This is a genomic window from Kutzneria viridogrisea DSM 43870 (assembly GCF_000525635.1).
Lineage (GTDB): Bacteria > Actinomycetota > Actinomycetes > Mycobacteriales > Pseudonocardiaceae > Kutzneria > Kutzneria viridogrisea.
The window spans coordinates 193,355-212,558 of the sequence record NZ_CP007155.1; the positions used below are offsets into that span (position 1 = coordinate 193,355).

At 68.7% G+C, this 19,204-nt stretch carries 22 protein-coding genes, 2 tRNA genes and 1 pseudogene; 12 read left to right on the forward strand and 13 right to left on the reverse strand.

Features of this window, described 5'->3' with window-relative positions; all coding sequences use genetic code 11:
* Positions 1-35 precede the first annotated feature (35 nt).
* On the forward strand, positions 36-266 hold the full coding sequence (locus KALB_RS00930; protein ID WP_025353851.1) for a hypothetical protein: 231 nt from the start codon (positions 36-38) through the stop codon (positions 264-266).
* Entirely contained in the window at positions 259-1,014 is a 756-nt protein-coding gene (locus KALB_RS00935; protein ID WP_025353852.1) for an ESX secretion-associated protein EspG, read from the forward strand. The genes KALB_RS00930 and KALB_RS00935 overlap by 8 nt, the downstream gene beginning before the upstream one ends.
* A gap of 125 nt (positions 1,015-1,139) precedes the next feature.
* Here KALB_RS00935 and KALB_RS00940 read toward each other — a convergent pair whose 3' ends face one another.
* Entirely contained in the window at positions 1,140-1,784 is a 645-nt protein-coding gene (locus KALB_RS00940; protein WP_025353853.1) for a CoA transferase subunit B, read from the reverse strand.
* Positions 1,784-2,536 carry a CoA transferase subunit A gene (locus KALB_RS00945; protein ID WP_025353854.1) on the reverse strand — a complete coding sequence of 251 codons (753 nt, stop codon included), beginning with the start codon at positions 2,534-2,536 and terminating at the stop codon, positions 1,784-1,786. Before KALB_RS00945 ends, KALB_RS00940 begins: the two co-directional genes overlap by 1 nt.
* Before the next feature lie 269 nt (positions 2,537-2,805).
* Between KALB_RS00945 and KALB_RS00950 the strand changes: the two genes are divergently transcribed.
* The 4 genes from KALB_RS00950 (at position 2,806) to KALB_RS00960 (ending at position 4,700) form a co-directional block, all read left to right on the forward strand.
* Positions 2,806-2,895, forward strand: a tRNA-Ser gene (locus KALB_RS00950).
* A 35-nt stretch (positions 2,896-2,930) separates the two neighbouring features.
* Positions 2,931-3,003, forward strand: a tRNA-Arg gene (locus tag KALB_RS00955).
* A 239-nt stretch (positions 3,004-3,242) separates the two neighbouring features.
* Entirely contained in the window at positions 3,243-3,398 is a 156-nt protein-coding gene (locus KALB_RS48985) for a twin-arginine translocation signal domain-containing protein (RefSeq protein ID WP_236650147.1), read from the forward strand.
* On the forward strand, positions 3,399-4,700 hold the full coding sequence (locus KALB_RS00960) for an FAD-binding oxidoreductase (protein WP_236650148.1): 1,302 nt from the start codon (positions 3,399-3,401) through the stop codon (positions 4,698-4,700).
* Here the strand turns inward: KALB_RS00960 and KALB_RS00965 are convergent.
* From KALB_RS00965 to KALB_RS00975, 3 genes are all read right to left on the reverse strand, one after another.
* Entirely contained in the window at positions 4,697-5,410 is a 714-nt protein-coding gene (locus KALB_RS00965) for a DUF5710 domain-containing protein (protein ID WP_025353855.1), read from the reverse strand. The two genes, KALB_RS00960 and KALB_RS00965, sit on opposite strands and share 4 nt — an antisense overlap.
* 116 nt (positions 5,411-5,526) lie before the next feature.
* Complete coding sequence (locus KALB_RS00970) at positions 5,527-6,363, reverse strand: siderophore-interacting protein (protein WP_030107773.1); 837 nt, start codon at positions 6,361-6,363, stop codon at positions 5,527-5,529.
* An 11-nt stretch (positions 6,364-6,374) separates the two neighbouring features.
* Entirely contained in the window at positions 6,375-8,633 is a 2,259-nt protein-coding gene (locus KALB_RS00975) for an ATP-binding cassette domain-containing protein (RefSeq protein WP_025353857.1), read from the reverse strand.
* 73 nt (positions 8,634-8,706) lie between these two features.
* Between KALB_RS00975 and KALB_RS00980 the strand changes: the two genes are divergently transcribed.
* Both KALB_RS00980 and KALB_RS00985 read left to right on the forward strand, forming a co-directional pair.
* Entirely contained in the window at positions 8,707-9,519 is an 813-nt protein-coding gene (locus KALB_RS00980; protein ID WP_025353858.1) for a TetR/AcrR family transcriptional regulator, read from the forward strand.
* A 59-nt stretch (positions 9,520-9,578) separates the two neighbouring features.
* Positions 9,579-10,136, forward strand: coding sequence for an HAD family acid phosphatase (locus KALB_RS00985; protein WP_025353859.1), 558 nt, complete (start codon positions 9,579-9,581; stop codon positions 10,134-10,136).
* 198 nt (positions 10,137-10,334) lie between these two features.
* Here the strand turns inward: KALB_RS00985 and KALB_RS48990 are convergent, their stop codons facing one another.
* The 6 genes and pseudogenes from KALB_RS48990 to KALB_RS01010 form a co-directional block, all read right to left on the reverse strand.
* The gene (locus KALB_RS48990) at positions 10,335-10,487 is read right to left on the reverse strand and encodes a hypothetical protein (RefSeq protein WP_236650149.1); all 153 of its coding nucleotides are present in this window, start codon (positions 10,485-10,487) and stop codon (positions 10,335-10,337) included.
* A 161-nt stretch (positions 10,488-10,648) separates the two neighbouring features.
* Positions 10,649-10,876, reverse strand: a pseudogene (locus KALB_RS50150) (transposase family protein); the annotation flags it as partial.
* A 326-nt stretch (positions 10,877-11,202) separates the two neighbouring features.
* Complete coding sequence (locus tag KALB_RS00995; protein ID WP_030107774.1) at positions 11,203-11,607, reverse strand: hypothetical protein; 405 nt, start codon at positions 11,605-11,607, stop codon at positions 11,203-11,205.
* A 102-nt stretch (positions 11,608-11,709) separates the two neighbouring features.
* A complete protein-coding gene (locus KALB_RS01000; RefSeq protein ID WP_025353861.1) occupies positions 11,710-12,081 on the reverse strand; it encodes a roadblock/LC7 domain-containing protein in 372 nt (123 codons plus the stop codon).
* Complete coding sequence (locus tag KALB_RS43540; protein ID WP_051912865.1) at positions 12,071-12,877, reverse strand: hypothetical protein; 807 nt, start codon at positions 12,875-12,877, stop codon at positions 12,071-12,073. Before KALB_RS43540 ends, KALB_RS01000 begins: the two co-directional genes overlap by 11 nt.
* 966 nt (positions 12,878-13,843) lie before the next feature.
* The gene (locus KALB_RS01010; RefSeq protein WP_025353863.1) at positions 13,844-14,674 is read right to left on the reverse strand and encodes a transposase family protein; all 831 of its coding nucleotides are present in this window, start codon (positions 14,672-14,674) and stop codon (positions 13,844-13,846) included.
* Positions 14,675-14,904: 230 nt separating this feature from the next.
* Between KALB_RS01010 and KALB_RS01015 the strand changes: the two genes are divergently transcribed.
* Complete coding sequence (locus KALB_RS01015) at positions 14,905-15,462, forward strand: HAD family acid phosphatase (protein ID WP_025353864.1); 558 nt, start codon at positions 14,905-14,907, stop codon at positions 15,460-15,462.
* On the opposite strand, the gene KALB_RS01020 is transcribed toward KALB_RS01015, so the two are convergent.
* Positions 15,450-15,905 carry an Lrp/AsnC family transcriptional regulator gene (locus KALB_RS01020; protein ID WP_025353865.1) on the reverse strand — a complete coding sequence of 152 codons (456 nt, stop codon included), beginning with the start codon at positions 15,903-15,905 and terminating at the stop codon, positions 15,450-15,452. The genes KALB_RS01015 and KALB_RS01020 overlap by 13 nt on opposite strands.
* A 62-nt stretch (positions 15,906-15,967) precedes the next feature.
* Here KALB_RS01020 and KALB_RS01025 point away from each other — a divergent pair, with 62 nt between their 5' ends.
* Positions 15,968-16,363 (forward strand): rhodanese-like domain-containing protein, encoded by a 396-nt coding sequence (locus KALB_RS01025; protein ID WP_025353866.1) that lies wholly within the window; start codon positions 15,968-15,970, stop codon positions 16,361-16,363.
* An 18-nt stretch (positions 16,364-16,381) separates the two neighbouring features.
* Entirely contained in the window at positions 16,382-17,860 is a 1,479-nt protein-coding gene (locus KALB_RS01030; RefSeq protein WP_025353867.1) for an aromatic amino acid ammonia-lyase, read from the forward strand.
* Here KALB_RS01030 and KALB_RS01035 read toward each other — a convergent pair.
* Complete coding sequence (locus KALB_RS01035) at positions 17,832-18,527, reverse strand: GntR family transcriptional regulator (RefSeq protein WP_025353868.1); 696 nt, start codon at positions 18,525-18,527, stop codon at positions 17,832-17,834. The two genes, KALB_RS01030 and KALB_RS01035, sit on opposite strands and share 29 nt — an antisense overlap.
* A 359-nt stretch (positions 18,528-18,886) precedes the next feature.
* Between KALB_RS01035 and KALB_RS01040 the strand changes: the two genes are divergently transcribed.
* Positions 18,887-19,192, forward strand: coding sequence for a hypothetical protein (locus tag KALB_RS01040; protein ID WP_025353869.1), 306 nt, complete (start codon positions 18,887-18,889; stop codon positions 19,190-19,192).
* Positions 19,193-19,204: the final 12 nt, after the last annotated feature.

Sequence of the window (19,204 nt, forward strand, 5' to 3'; positions counted from 1 at the left end):
AAGGGCAATCGCGCACCGGGGTCGAAGCGTCCCCTATGGACTGGATGGTGTTCCCGCACGAGACGCTGCACCGGATCGCGGCCGGACACGGAAGGCTGCCCGCGCCGGTGCGGGTCGAGGACCCTTTCACAGTGCCCGAAAACCGGCCCGAATGGGCGTGGCAATCGGCAGAACTGTTGCTGGAGAACCACTTCTGGCGGCTCGACCGGCAGTACCAGGCACACCTGCAAGCGGCGCTGACCGTGCAGCGGTTGCGCCGTGGCTGAGCGCCGCATCGAGCTGAGCGAGGCTGAGCTCTTCCTGCTGTGGTGGGCGATGCGCCTGCCCGAACCGCCGACCCCGCTGCTGGTACCGCACATCGGGCCGACCGCCGAGGACCGCGAACGCCTCGTGGCGCAGGCCTCGGAGTCGCTGAGCGGCCGAGGGCTCGGTGTGGTCCGCGGTCCCGCTGACGACCTGCTCGCCGCGCTGACCGCGCTCGCCGACCCGCCCTACTCGGTGGACCTCGTGTTCTCCAGCCGGGAGGGCGCCGGCCGGGCGATGGTCACCCCCGAGGTGGTCGCCGTGCTCGTGGACGGCCGGGTGTGGCTGACCCCGATCAGCGCCGACACCGTGGTGCGCGCCGTGCTGGAGGTCGTGCCGCCGCGCCAGGCCGGTGAGGGCCACGCCGTGACCCTGGCGCTGGCCGACTACCGCGAGGCGTGCCAGGCCGGTGCCGCGGAGGGCGACGAGGCGTTCCTGCACGTGCTGCGGGCCGCCGGGGTGCCCGCCCAGGAGGCGCAGACCCTGCTGCGCGCGCTCACCGGACGCCTCGGCGGTGGCCAGGCCAGCGCTACCAGCCGTGACCGCTTCGGCGGCCTCTTGCGGGAACCCGAGCCGCTGACCTGGCTGGACACCGCGCGGGGCCGGTACGGGCTGCGTCGCCGCGGCGAGTGGGTCACCGTGCTGCCGATGGACCACGAGCGCCTCGACACGATGATCACCGAACTGATCGGCCCCGTGCTGAGCTCCTGACCACCAGGCAGCCCCCGCCACTCCTCAGGGGGGCGTCCCCAGCTCCAGTCTACCCGCCAGCGCGGCTAGTGGATCTTGGTTGGGGGCTGCCTGTGGACAACTCGGCGCCTGTGGACAACTGGCCCTCAGGCCAGGGTCGCGGGCACCAGCAGTTCCGGTTCGGTGGCCGCGCGGACCTCGTCCACGGTCACGCCGGGGGCGAGTTCCACCAGCTCCAGGCCCTGCGGGGTCACGTCGAGCACCGCGAGGTCGGTGATGATGCGCTGCACAACCCCCCGTCCGGTGTACGGCAGGGTGCACTCGTTGAGGATCTTCGGCGAGCCGTCCTTGGCCACGTGCTCCATGATCACGATGACCCGGCCCGCACCGTGCACCAGGTCCATGGCCCCGCCCATGCCCTTGATCAGCTTGCCGGGAATGGCCCAGTTCGACAGGTCACCCCTGGCGGACACCTGCATGGCGCCCAGGATCGCGATGTCGATGTGCCCGCCGCGGATCATGCCGAAGGACAGCGCCGAGTCGAAGAACGCGGCGCCGGGCAGCACCGTGACGGTCTCCTTGCCCGCGTTGATCAGGTCCGGGTCGATGGCGTCCTCGGTCGGGTAGGGACCGGTGCCCAGGATGCCGTTCTCGCTGTGCAGGATGACCGTGACGCCCTCGGGCAGGTAGTTCGGCACCAGCGTGGGCAGCCCGATGCCCAGGTTCACGTACTGGCCGTCGGACAGCTCAGCCGCCGCCCTGGCCGCGATTTCCTGCCTGTTCCAAGCCATTACTGGGCCTCCCGCACGGTACGGCGCTCGATCCGCTTCTCGCTGTCGGTCACCACGACCACCCGCTGCACGAAGATGCCGGGCAGGTGGACCTGCTCGGGGTCGAGCTCGCCCGGCTCCACCAGCTCCTCGACCTCAGCCACGGTGACCTTGCCGGCCATGGCGCACAGCGGGTTGAAGTTCATCGCGGTCTTGTCGAACACGAGGTTGCCGTGCCGGTCGCCCTTGGCCGCGCGGACCAGCGCGAAGTCGGTGACGATCGCCTCCTCCAGCACGTACTCGCGGTCGCCGAAGGTGCGCACCTCCTTGGCGGGTGAGGCCACGGCCACGCCTCCGGTGGAGTCGTAGCGCCACGGCAGCCCGCCCTCGGCGATCATCGTGCCGCCACCCGCGGGCGTGAAGAACGCCGGGATTCCGCAGCCGCCTGCGCGCAGCCGTTCGGCGAGCGTGCCCTGGGGCACCAGCTCGACCTCCAGCTCCCCGGACAGGTACTGGCGGGCGAACTCCTTGTTCTCCCCGACGTACGAGCTGGTCATCCGCTCGATCCGACGATCGCGCAGCAGAATGCCAAGGCCCCAGTCGTCGACCCCGCAGTTGTTGGACACCACTCGCAGGCCGTCAACGCCCGCACCGTGCACCGCGCGGATCAGGTCGCTGGGAATACCGCACAACCCGAAACCGCCCACGGCCACGCTCGCCCCCGCGGGTAGGTCGCTGATCGCGTCAGCGGCGGAGGGCCGAACCTTGTCCATTCCTGCTCCTCTTTCACACCTCGTGACGGACGGCACACCTCGTGAGCACGCTAGTCCGTGTCGAAGATCGGGCTGTGGCCACGCTAACCAAGCCGTGCAGGCCGGGTCTACCGCCGAGCGTCGGCCCCGCACTGGGCATCGATCCAGTAGCGATGCGTGTCCCCCTGCCCCCGATCGGGGCATCAGCGCAGGTAGCGGCGTTGTCAGGGGGCCGTTTTGGTTCTTGAGGACATGTTGTGTAGTCTTATCGACGGTAGCCGAGGGCTCCGGGAGGCTTCGCCTAGTCTGGTCTATGGCGCCGCACTGCTAATGCGGTTTGGGTTTATCGCCCATCCCGGGTTCAAATCCCGGAGCCTCCGCGACGTCTGACTTCGGTCAGGCGACAACTGAACACGCGCCCGTAGCTCAACGGATAGAGCATCTGACTACGGATCAGAAGGTTAGGGGTTCGAATCCCTTCGGGCGCACGCGAGGCGGAGGCCCCTGTTTGCGGAGATCGCAAACAGGGGCCTCGCTTCATTGTTGTGGGGCTCACGCCCGACGCCCCAAGCCAGGAGGGCTCCGCCCCCTGGACTCCCGGATCGGCGCGGCTTCGGCCGCCTGGCGGGGGCGCCTTCTCGGGTGGAGTTCCGGCGAACGCGACAGGTGGAGTGTCAGGGACTGCTTCACTGTGCGGCATCGGTTGACGTCCGGGGGGAGCGGATCGATGACGGTGGACCGGCGCAGGTTCCTGCAGGTGCTGGGGGCGGGCGCGGCAGTGCTCGGCACGAGTGGGGCCGCAGGGGGCGGACCGCGCTGGGAGAGGCTGCGGGCACGGATGTCGGGTCCGGTCCTGCTACCGGGTGACGCAGGCTACGAGTAGGTGAGCACCGGCTACCTCAGGCTGTACGACCGGCAGCGCCCGGCGGCGGTGGCGCGCTGCGTGCGGGCGGAGGATGTGCAGGCGTGCGTGGAGTTCGCGGCGGCGAACCGGATCCCGGTGGCGGCGCGGGCGGGCGGTCACAGCTACGCGGGGTACTCCTCGCCCGACGGCGGGCTGGTGATCGACCTGCGGGCGCTGAACTCGGTGGACCCACTGCCGGGTGGGCGTGCCGTGGTCGGTGGCGGAGCCCTGCTGGGTGAGGTCTACACGGAGCTGGGCAAGGTGGGCCGGGCGCTACCGGGTGGCACCTGCGCGACGGTGGGCGTCGGCGGGCTGACCCTCGGCGGCGGTATCGGGGTGCTCAGCCGCAAGTACGGGCTGACCTGCGACCGGGTGACCTCGATGCGGGTGGTGACGCCGGACGGCTGCCTGCGGACCGCCGCACCGGGTTCTGAGCCGGAGCTGTTCTGGGCGTTGCGCGGCGGGGGTGGCGGCAACCTCGGAGTGGTCACGTCCTTCACCTTCAGCACGGCGCCCGCGCGCGAGGCCTCGGTGTTCACGCTGACGTTCCCGATCAGTGCGGTCGGCGCGATGCTCGCGGCGTGGCAGGACTGGATCCCGACGCTGCCCGACGAGATGTCGGCGGCCCTGGGCGTGCCCGGCGGCGGTGCTGCCACGTTCGCCGCGGAGGGCTGCTTCGTGGGCACCGCGCGCCAGGCCCGGCCGTGGGTGGACGACCTGATCCGCAGGATCGGCAGCCAGCCGCTCACCCGCGAGGAGCAGGACCTGACTCACGTGCAGGCCATGCAGCACTTCGCGGGCTGCGCGGACCTGGGCGGCGCGAGCTGCCGTCCGAGCTGGGGCGGCCAGGTCGGCGGCTACCCGCGCAACTCCTACGTGGGCGCCTCGCGCATGCTGACCGCCCCGCTGCGTGACCCGCAGGCGGTGGCCGACCTGATCACCGGCCCCGCCGGGCTCTACACGATCTTCGACACGCTCGGCGGGGCCGTGGGCAGGGGCGAGTCGGCGTACCCACACCGTGCTGCCCTGTCGATCATCCAGGTGCTGCACGACGTGGGCGGCGCGGCCGGTGACGAGCCGACGGTCCGGCACACCGTGGGCCAGGTCCGTGACGAGCTGACCCGGCACACGGGGGCCACCGGCTACGTGAACTACATGGACCCGCAGATGCCCGACTGGGCGCACGCCTACTACGGAGCGAGCCTGCCGAGGCTGCGCCGAGCGGCTCGCCGGTACGACCCGGACCGGGTTTTCGCCTTCCCGCAAGGACTTGTCGGCTAAGAGGTGCGTTCGCGGGTTTCGCCGAGCACACGTTCGGCGATGCCAGGGCGACTCGCGGCGCCAGGCGGCGGGACGATCGTCACGCCTGCGTGCGTGAGCATGTCGAGGTTGAGCGTCCACGCCGTGCGGGATCGCTGTTCCCACAACCGGAACGCCTGGCGGACGTGCTCGTCGGCTTGGGACTGGGACATGCGCGCGACGGCCATGAGGTGTGTGAACGCCTGGTCCGCGAGTCCCATGACCTGGGCCAGCCCGAAATGCGTGCTCCGATGGCAGTCCGTGCACAGGCAGATAAGTCTGCGTAGCGACTGAACGCGCGCGTGTTCGTCATACGCCCAACGTTCGTGTACCTCCAGCCAACGCCGAGACGGTCTGTCCTCGGCACGGCCGCACGCTTCGCAGCGACTCTGGGCACGCTGAACGACCATGCGCCGCAGCCTTTCCCAATCCCGCTGGTCCACGCACGAGCGGACGTTGGTGAACCAGCACGACCTCGGCACCAGGTCGACGAACAACCCGGAACCGAAAGTCCGATCCTCACCGGGAAGCAGGTCAGGCACCTCGGGCAACGCCTCCCAGCGCGCCAGCCCCGCGATGCCTGGGCGTGGTGCGTACCACCGCTTCGCCGCGGCGTCCCAGCGCGCGCCCAGAGCCTTGGCCGCGTCCTTCTCCTGATAGGGCACGTCCAGCCAGGCACGTCGGTCGGCCATGTCCACCCCTGGGCACTCACCTCGTCGATTTCAAGATCCACGCTAGTCACGGCGAGCGCCGGCCTCTCCCGGATTTTGGGGACTGCCCTTGGGCATTGCTGCCACCCGAGAGCTGGCTAAGCGGTGCGTTCCTGGGCCTCGGCGAGGTCCTCGGCGGTGGGGGCGTCGTCCTGGCTCAGGCTCAGCCGCCAGTAGCCGGTGAAGTCCACGGACTTGCGGTCCACGCCGCGGTCGGTGACGAGGTGGCGGCGCAGGGCGCGGACGGATCCGGCCTCGCCGGCGATCCAGGCGAACAGGGAGCCGCTGGGGAACTCGGTGGCGCGCAAGGCATCGAGCAACAGGGTGCTGTGCCCGGCTGGCGTGGACCCGCGGTGCAGCCAGTGCAGGTCCACGGAGGCCGGGCTGGTGAGCGGCAACTCCTCGGCGGCGTCGCGCACCTCGACGAAGACGAGGGCGTGTGCGGTGTCGGGCAGGGATTCGAGCAGGGAGCCGATGGCGGGCAGTGCGGTCTCGTCACCGGCCAGCAGCAGGGTGTCGGCCTTGCCGAGGGGACGGGCGTAGATGGCGGCGGGGCCGTACCGGCCGAGCAGGTCACCGGGCTTGGCGGCCAGCGCCCAGCGGGTGGCGGGCCCGCCGTGCTCGTGCAGGACGAAGTCGATGTCGATCACGGCGCGCTCGGGATGGTGGGCGCGCACGGTGTAGCTGCGCATCCAGGGCCGCTCGGGTTCGGGGATGGCCATGAACGCCTGGTACCAGCGCAGGACGTCCTCGGGGTCCTGCTCGGGCAGTCGCGGCGCGGTCTGCCCTTCGCGGGGGAACAGCAGCTTCAGCTGCTGGTCTGGCCAGGTGGGGAACTCGTCCAGCCCGGGGCCGGAGAAGCTCACGCGCAGCATGTGCGGGGTGAGCCGCCGCACCTCGGTGACCTCGATGAGCGAAACAGGTACTGCCAGCAACGGAAATCCCCCTAGGACAGGTACTTGCGCAGGTGCTGCGCGGTGAGCGTGCCGCCGGTGGCCACGAGTTCGGCGGGCGGGCCGGTGAACACGACCCGGCCGCCGTCGTGCCCGGCGCCGGGCCCCAGGTCGATGATCCAGTCGGCGTGGGCCATCACGGCCTGGTGGTGCTCGATGACCACCACCGTGTTGCCCGCGTCCACGAGCCGGTCCAGCAGGGCCAGCAACTGGTCCACATCGGCCAGGTGCAGGCCGGTGGTCGGCTCGTCCAGCACGTAGGTGGCGGCCTTCTCGGCCATCCGGATGGCGAGCTTGAGCCGCTGGCGCTCGCCCCCGGACAGCGTGGTCAGCGGCTGGCCCAGCCCGAGGTAGCCCAGGCCGACGTCGGTGAGCCGGTCGAGCACGGCACGGGCCTGGCCGGAGCCGAAGAACTCGCGGGCCTGCGCGACGGACATGGCGAGCACCTCGCTGATGTCCTTGCCACGCAAGCGATAGGTCAGCACCTCGGCGGTGAACCGCTTGCCCTCGCACTGTTCGCAGACCGAGGCGACACCGGCCATCATGGCGAGGTCGGTGTAGACCAGCCCGATGCCCTTGCAGTTCGGGCACGCGCCCTCGGAGTTGGCGCTGAACAGCGCGGCCTTGACCCCGTTGGCCTTGGCGAAGGCGGCGCGGATCGGGTCGAGCAGGCCGCTGTAGGTGGCCGGGTTGCTTCGCCGGGACCCGCGGATCGCCGACTGGTCGACCACCACGACGCCCTCGTGCTTGGGCAGCGAGCCGTGGATCAGTGAGCTCTTGCCGGACCCGGCCACGCCGGTGACCACGGTGAGCACGCCCAGCGGCACGTCCACGCTGACGTCCCTGAGGTTGTGCAGGTTCGCGCCGGTGATCGACAGCTGGCCGCGGGCCTTCCTGGGTACCTCCCGCAGCCGCGCGCGGTGGCCGAGGTGCCTTCCGGTCAGCGTGCCGGAGGCGCGCAGGCCCGCCACGGTGCCCGCGAAGCACAGCTGGCCACCGGCCGCACCGGCGCCGGGGCCGAGGTCGACCACGTGGTCGGCGATCTCGATGGTCTCCGGCTTGTGCTCCACGACCAGCACGGTGTTGCCCTTGTCCCGCAACCGGATCAGCAGGTCGTTCATGCGCTGGATGTCGTGCGGGTGCAGGCCGACCGTGGGCTCGTCGAACACGTAGGTGACGTCGGTGAGGCTGGACCCCAGGTGCCGCACCATCTTCACGCGCTGCGCCTCACCGCCGGACAGGGAGGAGGACTCGCGGTCCAGGCTCAGGTAGTCCAGGCCGATCTCCACCAGCGAGTCCAGTGTTCCGCTCAACGTGTCCAGCAATGGAGAAACGGACTCGTCTTCTATAGATCGCACGAATTCGGCCAGGTCGCTGACCTGCATGGCGGCGCACTCGGCGATGGTGCGGCCGTTGACCTTCGAGCCGCGCGCCGCGGCGTTGAGCCGGGTGCCCGCGCACTCGGGGCAGGTCCCGAACACCACGGCCCGGTCCACGAAGGCCCGGACGTGCGACTGCATGGAGTCCCGGTCCTTGACCAGGTACAGCCGCTGCACCTTGGTGATCAGGCCTTCGTAGGTGAGGTTCGAGCTGCCCACCTTCACCTTGGTGGCGGGCTTGTGCAGGAAGTCGGCCCACTCCTGCTCGCTGTAGTCGCGCAGCCTGCGGTCGGGGTCGACGAAGCCGGAGTTGACGATGGTCTGCCAGTACCAGGAGTCCACGGCGAAGTTCGGCACGGTGATCGCGCCCTCGTTCAGCGAGAGGTCCCGGTCCACCAACTGGTCCACGTCGATCTCCGAGACGCGGCCGAGCCCTTCGCACCGCTGACACATGCCCTCGGCGCTGTTGAAGCTGAACGCCGTGGCGGGGCCCACCTGCGGCACGCCCAACCGGCTGTAGAGGATGCGCAGCACGGTCTGCGCGTCGGTGGCGGTGCCCACGGTGGACCGCGAGTTCGCGCCCATCCGCTCCTGGTCGACCAGGATGGCCGCGCTCAGGTTGCGCAGCGAGTCCACCTCGGGGCGGCCCAGGCTGGGCATGAACGACTGGATGAAGGCCGTGTAGGTCTCGTTGATCAGTCGCTGGGACTCGGCCGCGATCGTGCCGAACACCAGCGAGGACTTGCCGGAGCCGGACACCCCGGTGAACACCGTGAGCCTGCGCTTGGGGATGTCCAGCGAGATCCCGGTCAGGTTGTTCTCCCGCGCCCCGCGCACCTCGATCACGTCGTGGCTGTCGGCCGGTAGGTGCATGCACCCTCTCCTGATAGTTTATGACGTATAGAGATGGCTCGACGAAGTTACTTTATGCTGTAAGGAGTTGCAAGTGGTCGTCTACGCCGCACAGGGTGACGCGCGCCGCTCGATGGCACTGCTCTGGCAGGGCGGGGCGGCGGGCACGCGTTCGGGTCCCGGGCCGAAGCCGGGGCTGAGCGTGGACGCGATCGTGGCGGCGGGCATCGAGGTGGCCGATGCCGAGGGCATGGCGGCGCTGTCCATGCGGGCGGTGGGCGAGCGGCTCGGCCGCACCGCGATGGCGCTCTACACCTACGTGCCGAGCAAGGCCGAGCTGCTGGACCTGATGTACGACCGGGTGCTGGCGGAACTGCCCACCGAGTACGACCTGGCGGCCGGGTGGCGTGCGGCGGCGGCGAACTGGGCCGAGGACGCGTGGGCGTTCTACCTGCGCCACCCGTGGGTGCTCCAGGTCTCGCAGGCGCGTCCCGTGCTGGGGCCCAACGAGTACCGGATGCTGGAGACCGTGGTCACGGTCCTGTCCGGTGCGGGGCTGCCCGCGTACGTGCTGCGGCGGGTGGTCGGGCTGCTGTTCCACTTCGTGCGTGGCACCGCGCAGACGGTCGCCGAGTCGCGGCACGCGTTCACGGCGACCGGGGTGTCGGACGAGGACTGGTGGTACGCGCGATCAGCCGTGCTGCTCGAAGTGGCGCCCGACTTCGCGCAGCGATTCCCGACGGTGACCCGCATGGAGAGCGAGGGCGCCTTCCAGATGCGCGACGAGACCGTGCCCTACCTGGAACAAGAGGCGCGCGAGACCTTCGAGGTCGGGCTGGCGGTCGTCCTGGACGGCATCGAGGCCGCCGCGCGCCGAACATGTGAAGGAAATTCAGAAAGTTTGTGATACGGGCGGCGGACCTGCCGCTAGCCTGCGGTCGGGATGCCGACGAAGGAGTGCGGACAATGATCAAACTGGGGATCGTGGCGGCCGCGGTGGGTGCGGTGCTGGTGGGCGCGGCTGTTCCGGCGGCTGCCGCCCCCGCAGCGCTGCCCAGCTACGAGCAGTGGCAGGCGGACGTCAAGAAGGTCATCGACCCGGCCATCCCCTGGCTGCAAAGCCGCGTGGCGCAGGGTGGTTCGAAGCTGGCGATCGTGCTGGACATCGACAACACCTCGCTGGAGACCCACTACCACTTCGGCGCGGCCAACAAGCCCGTGCTCGCGGTGACCCAGTGGGCGCACAGTCACGGCGTGTCCGTGCTGTTCGCCACCGCCCGACCGGACATCCTGCCCAGCATCACCCGCTGGCAGCTGACCAACGCCGGGTACACCGTGGACGGCCTGTGCCTGGGCAAGCTCGGCGACAGCGGGCCCGCGGCAACCAAGCAGCGCTGCCGCAAGGAGTACACCGACTCGGGCTACACGATCACCGAGAACATCGGCAACCGCCCCACCGACATGGCGGGCGGGAACTACGAGAAGGGTTTCCAGCTCCCGGATTACGATGGTCAGCTGAGCTAACCTCGGGTCAATGAAGTGATCCACATCAATTCTGTCTGTCATGTCGCGATCGGTCGCAAAAGTAGGCCGTGAAACGAGTTACCACAAAAAACCGCCAACCGCGCGGCGTTTCCGCGCAAGAAATCGCAGCCCTCCGCCTGCCCAACAATCCCTGTCAACCAGCGACGTCGACGAAGCCGACATGCCAGCGGTCCACGGTCATCTCCCATAACCCGGTGTCCGGATCATGTCGCCAGACCGGTCGTCCCGGCGAGTCTCGTCGATCCCCAACACCGCCACCGGATCGGGCTCGGCCGCCAGCACGGTGGCGGCGTGCGCGGCGAACGCGGCGGCGACCACCGACCAGGACAACCCATGATTGCGGGCTGATTGGACGATCGTGCGCCCACCATCGGCGACTGCGGCCCTGTCGCCTGGCGCAGCCGGGTCGTGACCCGAGCCCAGGCCGGTGCCTGATCGACGCGCTCGGTGAAGGTCTTGCGTGGATAGTCCGCCTGGCCGCAGATCCAGCGGCGTTCACGCCACCTCAGGTCCATCATCCGACCGGTCACGGGCAGGTCTCGTGGCCCGGTGGTGACCCATTCCTTCATCCGTGACGCGTCCACCCCGCAGTTCGGGCATGCTCGCGCCCGCTCATCAGCGGTTTCCGGGTACACCGCCAGTCCGTTGTCGCGGTCGTCGGCGACCGCGACAACGGCCAGGTCCTCCAGCCCCAGCAGCCGGGTCGTATTGTTGTGCATTCCCGTGGCTCTTCTGTTGTGATCATCGTGCCTCGACAACAAGAGTGATCATCGAGTGAGCCACGGGCCCTTACGCCGGGCACCGGACGGTCAGTCGGACCGCAGGGCAGCCACTCCGGCCATCAGACCCCGATCAAGTTCGAAGAGCTCTGAACGGAGAAGCTCCGCCCAGGTGGACGGGTTCCGCGATTGCCACCGGGCATGCATCTCAAGTGGTACCGGTCAGTCCAACGGGGGCAGCCCACCCTCGGCGAGATGGAGGCCGGGTAGGAGAGGGACGCCGTTGTCCAGGGAAAACCCGACGGACCACAGCGCGAGAAGGAACCCTAGAATCCGTCGTGTTCCTTTATCACCCTCCTGGTCGCAGCGAAGAGCATTCCGATGTTCACCGACTTCGGGCACACCACGACGGCGACGACGTCCTCATTCCGATTGTTTCGAATGAACAGGTGTGTCAAGTTGCTGCTGTTGACCAGGATCTCCTGGAAGTAGTGCTCGGCACTGCTGATACCTCGACGCTCCTTGAAAATGTCCTCGATCATCGTGACCGTGCGACCTTGAAAGAGGTCGAGCGTTGCTCCTGCCAACAGATCAAGCACCTCGGAAGGGTGGCTGTCGGTCGTATCGTAGGTCAGGAGCATGCCGGTTGACATGTCGACAACACCGGACGCCAAGCAGTCAGGCACTTCCTTCCGCAGACTCTTGACTATGGCAGCCACGCGTTCCGACATGCCCCGCTGATTACTTCCCGAAGTATTCAATTTCCTCTTCTTCGCTTGCGCATTGTCGACTGGCATACAAAAAGGGGGTGGAATTGCTCTGTGTTGCCTCACTCAAGAGGCGGCCAGAATCGAGCCAATGCACTCGATGACAGGCTGGGATTCCAATTGGAGTAGTCCGATGTCCAATCCTTCGTCCCCAAGTACGACCATAAGCGCGGACCGGCCGATGGCGTACACTGCCATGCACCCGCCGCTGTTGTACACCACGGTCTGACGGAACGTGCCCTGACCGATCGCGGTGGCGGTCCTACGAGCGAGCCCCAGGTCAGCAGCAGCGAGCGCAGAGACGCTCTCGATATCGACCGTGTCCGCGGCGTCGGCCACGATGAGAAGGCCGTCGACTGCAGCTATCAGCGTGTCCGTGATTCCGGCTACCTGTTCCCGTAACGCGTGCAGCTGGGCGGCAAGCGCGTCATGGCTCAATGCCTTTCCTTTCTGGTTCGGAGAGATTTCCGATTGTTCCTGTTGTCGGTGTCGACGACGGGCCCGCCCTTATCTTTCTGAGTCGTCGAGACAGTGGCAGCCAGTCCGACGGCTTGAGAGCTTTCTGGTTCTTGGCAGTGCCGCTCGCCCCTGGGTGGCGCTGTGGCAGACCATCCGTCGAGCCACCATCGGCAACCGCGACAGGACTGCCCTCACCGCTGGCGCGCGGTGCCACGGTGCACGCGTTGGGCGAAGCCGTCACGGAGGTACCCGGGACGACCTCCACCAAGCCCTCGCTGAGCATCCGCGAGATCTCGACCGTGACCGAGTAGACGCTACGGCCGATCAAGAAGGCGATGTCCCTCGAACTGCGCCTGCCGCTGGCGTTGGCGAGTATCTCCTGACGAGCAGCGGTCAGGGTGCCCGCCGAGAGGTCGATTCCCCGCACCGGCACCACCCGTTCCCGATACGGCGACACGGGGAAGGGCAGCGAGGCGAGTGCTTCCAGCCGCCGTGCGGCCTCCCGCAGCAGCCGGTCCGTGTCGATGCCGTCCGCCGTCGGCAGCAGGACATCGAGCGGCTCCTTGAGGACGATGCATTCCTCGATCTTGCCCGCGAAAGCGGCAAAGGCTCCGTCCTGCGCGGCCATCATCGAAATGACCTGGAGCTCAGTGGATTTAATACTGCCCCGCGCGACGAGTTCAGCCTGATGAGACCGCATTTCGGCGCCGACGCGCAGGGCCGCAGTCCAATCCGATTCACTGATCCTACCGGAGCGCAGCAGCAGCGCATCCACTCCCGGAGCCCCCGGGCTACTTACTGCAACTACAACACCTCTTCGCAGATGGAAAACTCCGCCGGGTCTACCGGTAACGTGCAGACTGCCGGAAACTCCGTTCGCTCGACACTGGGACAGGGCACGCGCCAGACGATCAAAGGCTGCTCGCAAATGGGTTTGGTTGACGTCGGTCACCGCACTCCTCTGCTACGCTCAAGCGAGTGTAGGTACAGTGCCCAACTCGCCACATCCAGCCGCCACAACAATCTTAGATGTGCCTTAGTTGTGCAGCCGATTGCCTTTCGGAACGAATAGGATCTACCTCCGCGACTTTGACACGCGCAGGCCGGTAACTGTCCTGACAGTCCGACCCCGCCGACTCCAGTCAACGTGCGGACACTGCCGTCAAGGCTGGACACGGTCCCGACTCCTACTAGATTACTTAGCGTATGCGTCACAACTTCCCGAACAGGGTTGAAGCTACGCCGATCGCATACTTTTTGAGCACCTGGATGTTACGCACAGCAGAGAATCATCACACGATCGAGTGATACTTTGTGATGACCTACCCTCTCGGGTGATCGGAGCTAACGAAAGTGACTCCTCATCCGACCGACAGATGTACCGGCACCATGTGACAAGTCTGTGAGCTGTGGACCATGACAAGTCCGCAGAGCGCCACTGGTGCTGCCGAGTCTCGATCTACGAGCACGTCATGGCCGCCAAACTGACGCAAGTCGTCGACGATCACCGCGGTTCGTTCGAGGTGACGACGGAGACGCACTTGTACCTGGCGCGCCGATGCTGATCAGCGACAGCCCGCCCTGCCGGCCTCCAGGCGAGCGACCGGGACGAGCGGTTGGCACAGCACCACAGACAGCGGAAAATGACCAAGAACCCGTTGCGACGGTCCGGATAATCCATAACCCCAGGTTGCCAACCCGGAGTTATGCCTACTTCAAGTGAGTTGATCTCGCCGACCTTTCACGTGAGCCGACCGTGTTCGAAATGCGTGAGCACGAGTGCAGCCTTGACGATGTCGCCGATCTTGCGAGGGCTGGCGGTGATGTGGCGTAACGATCGCCAGCGGCCGGTCAGCAGCGCGAACCCACGCTCGCCGAGGCAGCTCAGGCTGCGCAGCAACGCGTTGTAGGTGCGCGTGTCCACGTCGAGAGCGCGCTTGTTGGCGGGCTGTTTGACCGGGGTGAGCACGCCGATCCCGGCACCGTCGTAGCCGCTGTCGACCAGTGTGGGCAGGTCGAGTTGGGACGCGGCCCAGTACAGGGCGCCGAGCACGTGGCCGCGAGCCGTGGTCAGGTCGTGCACCGAGCTGGGCATCACATCGGAGACCCACAACGGGAAACCGTCGGGCGCCATCACGGCCTGGATGTTGCCGCCAGGCTCGCGGGCCTTGCCCGAGTACCAGGCGTCGATCTGCTCACCGCGGACGCTGGTGGTCTGCTCGCCCAACCGGTCGCTGGCAAACAGCTTGCCGTCCAGCACGACGTGCGTGGCGCCGTCGGCCTTGGCGGTGCGCAGGGCCTCGTGCAGGTCCGGGGCTTGGGCGGCCACCACATCGATCACCTCGGCCAGGTAGCGGTAGCCAGTGGCGCGTGAGATGCCGTGGTCGCGGGCGAGCGCGGGAACATCGCGGCTCTCGCGAAACCAGCGCAGCGCGAACACCGCCTGTCCGAAGCACGTCAGCGCCCGGCCATGGCGTGGAGTGCGACGTTCGCGCCGCTCCGCGTGAAGCAGACGGCCGAGGTAGTGAGCGAGTGCGTGGGGCACGTCGAGGATGGCACGACAGGCAATCACGTGGAGTCCCTGGTGCGTGGAACGTCTTTGGCGAGAGTTCTTCTACCAGGGACTACACGCCCGTCTCCACGCAATCCTCCGTCTTCACGCAGCTCAGACCCATCCGCGCGCTCACCAGCCTGATTTCGGTGAGATCAGCTCAATGCTCGGGTTTGAGCGGTCATTCGCGGTGGCGGCCTGCTTATTCTTCCGTGCGGCAATTCCCGTCGTGCTGAGGAGAAGACGCACCGATGAACCTCAAGGGCGCCTGCGCCGTTGTTCTCGCCGCCACCGCGCTGACCGCGACCGCACTGTCCGGCACCGCCTCGGCCGCGCCGTCCACCCTGCCCAGCTACTCGCAGTGGCAGGCCGACGTGAAGCAGGCCGTCGACCCGGTGATCCCGTGGTTGCGGGACCGCGTGGCGCAGGGTGGTTCGAAGCTGGCGATCGTGCTGGACATCGACAACACCTCGCTGGAGACCGAGTACAACCCCGGTAGGCCGAACAAGCCGGTGCTCGCCGTGGCCCAATGGGCCGACCAGCACAACGTGTCCGTGCTGTTCGTGACGGCCAGGACCAGCTCCTCCTCGGCGCGCTCGCAGCTGGGCAGCGCGGGCTACCCGGTGGACGGGATCTGCACCCGCCAGTCCGGTGAGGGCACCGCCGAGGGCAAGCAGCGCTGCCGCCGCGAGCTGACCGAGGAGGGCTACACGATCACCGCGAACATCGGGAACCGGTCCACCGACCTCGAGGGCGGCGACTACGAGCGGGGCTTCAAGCTGCCCGACTACGACGGTCAGCTGTCCTGAACGCTGATGCCCCGGCGCGGTAGCGGGCTGGAGTAGACCACGCTCGTCGTGACCGAACCGAGCCCGGCGATGCGGTCCGTGATCTCCTCCAGATGCCGCATCGACCGGGCCAGCACCTTCAGCACGAAGCAGTCCTCCCCGGTGACGTGGTGCGCCTCCACGACCTCCGGGGTGCTGTCCAGCAGCGCGTGGAACGGCCGGTAGTTGCCGGTGGGGTAGCGCAGCCGCACGAAGGCCATCACCTGAAGCCCGACCCGCTCCGGGGCGATCACGGCCGAGTAGCCCGCGAGCACACCCGCCTCCTCCAGTCGCCGCACTCGCTCGGTGACCGCACTGGGCGACATGGCCACGGCGCGGGCCAGGTCGGCGTAGCTCATCCGGCCGTCCCGCTGGAGCTGCTCCAGGATGCGCCAGTCCGTACTGTCCAGGGATTCCACGGTCATATGGCCAAGATGCCGTGGATTGTCGGTTCAGTCCAGGCAGAACCCCGCTTAGCGTCAGTGCCGTGAACTTCTTCGAAGCCAAGCTGGCGCACCAGACCGACGTCTCCGACGTGCACACCGCGTTGGAGTCCGGCGAGCCGGGGTTCGTGCTCGTGGACAGCCGCGACCAGCACGCCTGGCGGCAGGGACGCGTGCCCGGCGCACTGCACCTGCGCGAGGTGGAGGACTCGCTCGACCCGGCCGTTCCCGTGGTCACCTACTGCTGGGGCCCGGGGTGCAACGGGGCGACCAAGGCCGCGCTCCGCCTGAGCCGCAAGGGTTTCCAGGTCCGGGAGATGATCGGCGGCTACGAGTACTGGGTGCGCGAGGGCCTGCCGGTGCGCACCGACCAGGGCACCAGCAGAGGCGAGCCGGACCGGCTCACCGCCCCCGCACACCAGGTGGAATGCGGTTGCTGAGCAGTTAACCTCCCGTTCGTGGCAGTAGTTCTCGACGGGACCGCGCTGACCGGTCAGGACGTGGTGGCGATCGCCGTCGGCCGGGTGCCGGTGAGCGTGGACGCGCTGGCGCGCGAGCGGGTGCGGCAGGCCGCCGCGCTGGCCCAGGACGTCAGCGGGCAGCGGCAGGTCTACGGCCGCACCACCGGGGTCGGCGCGAACCGGGTCATCGGCGTGGACCAGCAGGACGTGCCCGCCTTCGGCCGCAGGCTGCTGCGCAGCCACGCGGGCGGCACCGGTCCGTTGATCACCGAGCCCGAGGCGCGGGCCATGATGGTCATCCGCGCCAACCAGCTGCTCGCCGGGCACTCCGGGGTGTCCGAGCACGTGGTGGACGCGCTCGCGCTGGCGCTCAACGCGGGCTGCTACCCGCAGGTGCACTCCGTCGGGGCCATCGGCACCGGCGATCTCACGGCGCTCGCCGAACTGGCGCTGACCCTGGTCGGCGAGCTGCCGTGGGCCGGGCCGCACCCGCTGCCGCCCATCGAACTGGCCACCTCCGACGCGCTGGCCTTCCTGAGCAGCAACGCGTTGACCATCGGGCAGGCCACGCTGGCCCAGGCCCGGATCTCGGCGCTGCTCGACCAGACCTGCACCACCGCCGCGCTGAGCCTGCTCGCCGTGGACGGCTCGGTGGAGCCCTTCGCCGAGGTCGTGCACCAGGCGCGGCCGCACCGGGGCAGCGGCCAGGTGGCGCAGCGGGTCCGCACGCTGCTCGGCGAGATCCGGCACGTCCCGGCCCGCGTGCAGGACCCGTTCGGGCTGCGCTGCTTCCCGCAGGTGCACGGCGAGGCCGTGGACGCGGTGGCCGCGCTGGACGAGGTGCTGGCCGTCGAGCTGAACGCCGGAGCGGAGAACCCGCTGGTGTCGGTCGTGGACGGGGACGTGTTCCACCACGGCGGCTTCCACAGCATCACCCTCAGCCTCGCCCTGGACCGCGCGCGACTGGCCGTGCTGCAAACCGCGCAGCTGTCCGCGGGGCGGCTGGCGATGCTCTGCGAACCCGCCTACACCGGGTTGCGGCCCTTCGCCGCCGACGAGCCCACGGGCAGCTCCGGGCTGATGGTCATCGAGTACACCGCCGCCGCCTCACTGGCCAGCGTGCGCTCCATGGCCATGCCCGCCGTGCTCGGCCACGCCACGCTGTCCCGCGGTGTGGAGGAACACGCCAGCTTCTCCGCCCAGTCGGCGCGGATGACCGGCGAGGTCGTGCCGCACTACGTGATCGTGCTGGCCTGCGAGCTGATCGCCGCGGTGCGGGTGCTGCGCATGCGCGGGCTGCGCCCCGAGGGCAGCCAGGACCTGGTCGCCGCCTTCGACAACGCGGTCCGCACCCTGCCCCCCGAGACCGAGGACCGCCCGCTGACCATGGACCTGATCACCGCGAGCGCGCTGCTCACCGGTGAGCACACCGAGGTCCCCGACCAGCTCAGACGTGTTGCCGATAGCCCTCGGTGAGCTGCTGCTCGGCCTCGTCCAGGTAGACGGCGAGCATGCGCTCGGCCCCGGCCTGGTCCCCGCTGGCCAGCACCTCCACGATCTCCCCGTTGCGCGTGATGTAGGGCTCGTGGAAGCGCCGCGGGTCGCCCATCACGTGGAACACCAGCCGCAGCTCGGCCAGGATCCCGCGCATCATCTCGTCCACCCTCGGGCTGCCCGCTAGCGCGCACAGGGCCTGGTGGAAGCGCAGGTTGTGGGTGCCGACCGCGACCCAGTCCGCCCGCTCGGCGGCGCGCACCGCGTCCTGCACCACCGCCCGCACCGCGGCCAGCTCCTGCTCACCGAGCACGGCGTAGCGCAGCGCCCCGCACTCCACGACCTTGCGCAGCCGGTACAGGTCGGTGACGTCCTGCTCGGTCAACGTCCGCACGAACACGCCGCGGTTGAGCTCGTGCGCCAGCAGCCGCTCGTGGGTGAGCAGCCGGAACGCCTCGCGCAGGGTGTTGCGGGAGACCCCCAGCGCCGAGCCGATCGCCTCCTCGGACAGCCTCGTGCCCGGCGGCAGGTCGCCGACGATGATCCGGGTGCGCAGCACGTCGGCCACCCGCTCGGCCGTGCTCACCCGCTCCAGCTGCCCCCGGTCGGCCGCAAGCAGCTCCACCGGCCCACCGCTCAGCTCGGCCACGACGTTCCCTCCTCGTACCGCCGCCGCGGGCGCCGAGTCCGTGCCGCGAGGTGGCGTGAAGGGCACCTTCAGGACGTTGAACGTCGCGAAGGGCACCTTCACGGCACGCCGTGGGTGGCTCGGTCGCCGGATGAACCCAGGCGGACACCAGACCAAGTCAACCCCGAAGGTCAACAACGTTCAACTGTGCCCATGTCGGATTGTTGAACAGGTCACCGGATCGGGTGCAGCAAGGTTCGCCCTGGAGTGGAGAAGACCCCTGCCACAGTGATGACTGCTGCTTGACCGGGCGCACGAGGCCACGGGTGTGGCGGGGATTGGGCACCTCGCCACACCCGTAGCACGGATACCGTGGGCCGGTGATCGGCAATCGCGCGACCCACTGGATCGCCCTGCTCGTGGTCGTGGTGTGCGTGGGACCGGCGGCCTCGATCTGGCTGTCGATCATCGTCGCCGGGGCGATGGCCTTCCCGCACCTGCCCGAGGGCTTCGTCTCCGGCGGGCTGCTCTCCGTGGGCGCGCTCGTGCTCGCCGCGCTGGCGGTGTCCCAGCTCGGCGCCCTGATCCTGTGCCGCGTCCCCGGCCGGACCATGCCCCGGCTGTCCGGCGCGCTGTGCGCGGTGCTCGGCGCCCTCGCGGGAGTGGTGGCCGCGATCCTGGTCTGAGCCCCACGATCG